The sequence below is a fragment of the Seonamhaeicola marinus genome (genome assembly GCF_008085455.1).
Window position 1 is genome coordinate 303 of record NZ_VSDQ01000387.1, and the last position, 382, is coordinate 684.

General features: G+C 38.0%; 1 protein-coding gene. It reads left to right on the forward strand.

What is annotated here, in order from left to right; all coding sequences use genetic code 11:
- Positions 1-382, forward strand: a 382-nt coding sequence (locus FUA24_RS05075) for an aminotransferase class I/II-fold pyridoxal phosphate-dependent enzyme (RefSeq protein WP_148540293.1), incomplete at both ends; no start/stop codon positions are given.

The window sequence follows — 382 nt, forward strand, 5'->3', positions numbered from 1 at the left end:
GTGGTTTAGCTCACCATGTAACCCAAGTGGCTCTGTTTACAGTAAAGAAGAATTAAAAGCATTGGTTGATGTTTTAGCTAAATACCCAAATATTTATGTGGTTTCTGATGAAATTTATGAACACATAAACTACGGAAAAGGCCATACAAGTATTGCTGAATTTGATGAAATGTATGACCGAACAATTACAGTAAACGGTGTTTCAAAAGCCTTTGCCATGACTGGGTGGCGTGTTGGTTTTATTGGTGCTCCCGAAAAAATAGCGCGCGCATGTAACAAATTACAAGGGCAAACAACCAGTGGCACTAATTGTATTGCACAACGTGCTGTAATTACTGCTTTAAACGAATCGCCATCACGTATAAAATACATGATTGATGAG